This is a genomic window from Bacillota bacterium, from assembly GCA_012837285.1.
Taxonomy (GTDB): Bacteria; Bacillota; DTU030; order DUMP01; family DUMP01; genus DUNI01.
In genome coordinates this window covers 1-2304 of the sequence record DURJ01000105.1, presented here as the reverse complement: position 1 = coordinate 2304, position 2304 = coordinate 1, and the positions used below count along the sequence as shown (strand labels likewise).

Below are 2304 nucleotides of genomic sequence, written 5' to 3'. Positions count from 1 at the left end.
CCTCCTCAGTGGGATGCATCTTCCAGTTATTATACCATAATTATTTAGTTGTATCCAGGTACAGGAAAGAACTGCCAGTAAAAAGGCCCTGTCTCCCTTAGGAAACTAAGCCTCCCGGCTGGTGGCCCTGACTTTTACACTTCAAAAAAGCCGAGACGCCCACGCTCCCTGTAACTACGGGCATTCTTACCAAGGCATCTTATGAAAATCTTGTTATGCTAAAGTGAGATCCCCTTCAGGAACTTGTTGAACACCTCTTGCCGCAAGAAAACATTGTAACAATCCGTGCCGTACGTTTGCTGGATTAACCGGTAATCCAGTGCGATTTCATCTTCATCCGTAAATGCCAGCGTATCCACAAGGTTGCCTTTCTTGTCGCGCATCTTTTGGAAAGCGATCGCCCCTCCAACATCGTCCAAGTGCACGATGCCACCTTTGAAAATCCGGCACGTGGCTGCATTTAGCGCCCTTGCGATCCGTTCCGCCGACAGTGCCTGCTTTCCCATGCGGTGCTGAATGATACGGATAATAAGTAGAGCCACAAAGCAGATCAGGAAATGCGCCCGAATATGTTCATTCTTGTTGACAAACACCGGTCTGGCATAAAGATCCGTTTTCATAATCCTAAACGACTGCTCTACCCGCCATAGGCCGCCGTATACCTGGCGTATTTTCCTTTCATCATAGTCAAGTTCGCTGGTGATGATACAAAAGTAGCCGTCATACATCGCATCTCTTTCGGCCTTCTCTAAATCCACACTGCGAAGCTTCTTCGTGTTTTCCAGGATCTCACCGGTTTCCTGATCAACAATATCTTCCTTCGTGTATTCATCCACCCCTTTTTTGATGCCATAGGCATTGTTCTTGACGGCGAGGGCAGCCTTTTTAAGCTTTTCTTCCCGCTTACGCCTGGCCATATCAGCTTGGGGTTTATTCCAATAAAGAAGCACCTTCCTGGTCCGTATTTCTTTCTTCCCGTCCTTGTCCTTGCCCTCATACTCCTCCGTAAATAGCTTGTACCCATAGGTAGCGTTCTCGTTCCATGTCCAGCCGCTGTTATCAAATAACTTGTCCTTATAGCGCTGCCCCTTCTTCCCTTTTAGTATTTGCGAGAAGACGAAGCCGTCACCAGCATTTACGATCATGTCGATATTCTTGGCTGAATTAAGCCCCTTGTCGGCAACCACCACTAGCCGGCCAAGACCGTATGACTCTTTAACATCTTGCATGGTGGGTTGAAGGGTAAGGGACTCACTGGTGTTACCGGGGAAAATTGACATGCTGATGGGAAGCCCGTTTTCGTCCATAAAAAGGCCCATGGCGGTGATGGGATTGGTGCTGTGCTCCTTGGATACGCCTTTTTTACGTAGGTCGTCCTCGCCGGCGGGAAAATCGATCTCGAAGAAGTAGTTGGTTACATCATAGAAGGCGTATGACAGATCCCGGCCGATCGTCTCCTTGACCCGTTCATTCAAATGCCGCTGAAGTTCTACTTCAAAAGCGGCAAAATGATCAAGGGATCGGTAAACATCAGGTAGCGTGAAGTCAACAGGTAATTGGTAGAAGCCGTTCTTCAGCTGGAAAGAAGCACGCTTGGAGTCTGGTTGGAGGATCCTCAGGAGCACCAAAAATTTGAATATATCCCTGAGAGCATATTCACCCCGAAATCCGTGCGCTTCCTCATAGCGTGTTATGAATGCATCGATTTCAAGTAGCCGGTAGACGGCCTCGAGAAACCTATAGCCGTAGTTCAGCTGCCGGTTTTCTGTCGAGTACATCCTAGCGGTACCGGTTGCCTCAATTCGAAGTGGAGCATTCTCTGCTCTATAATTGGCATTGAATTCTTTAACCTTGGCCATGAAGGCTTCGGGATCCGGTTGGTCTTCGAGACAGCCAAAATCTCGGATCGTCCGTTGTTTGGTCGCCATGCCCGGTCCGGGGCGATAGCCTTCGACTACACGTACTTGTGTTCTAGGGGTTCCATCCTTATTCGTTCTTTTGTCGATTTTGATCATATTGCATCACCCATCCATATATTAGCATAACGTTAGCATAACAACAAGAGGGGAATACAAAAAAACGCAGGAATCTGCGTTTCCAAAGGAGTTGATGTGGTTATTTAGAGGTGGTAGGGTACGCAAACTGTAAAAGTCGGGCCAACCCAAATTTCCTTTTGGCGCGACTTTATCCCACCGACGACCGGTACTACCGCAGTTTTTCTCATCGATGCTTTACGTTTTGATTTAGCACAGCGGTTAACTCAATTATTGGCCGACGACGGTTATTTTGATACCGCCATTACCT

General features: G+C 47.8%; 1 protein-coding gene. It reads right to left on the bottom strand.

Going from position 1 to position 2304, the window contains the following annotated elements; genetic code table 11:
- Positions 1 to 218: 218 nt before the first annotated feature.
- Positions 219 to 2015: an IS1634 family transposase gene (locus GX016_05930; protein HHT71098.1), complete on the bottom strand. Its 1797-nt coding sequence runs from the start codon at positions 2013 to 2015 to the stop codon at positions 219 to 221.
- Positions 2016 to 2304 lie beyond the last annotated feature (289 nt).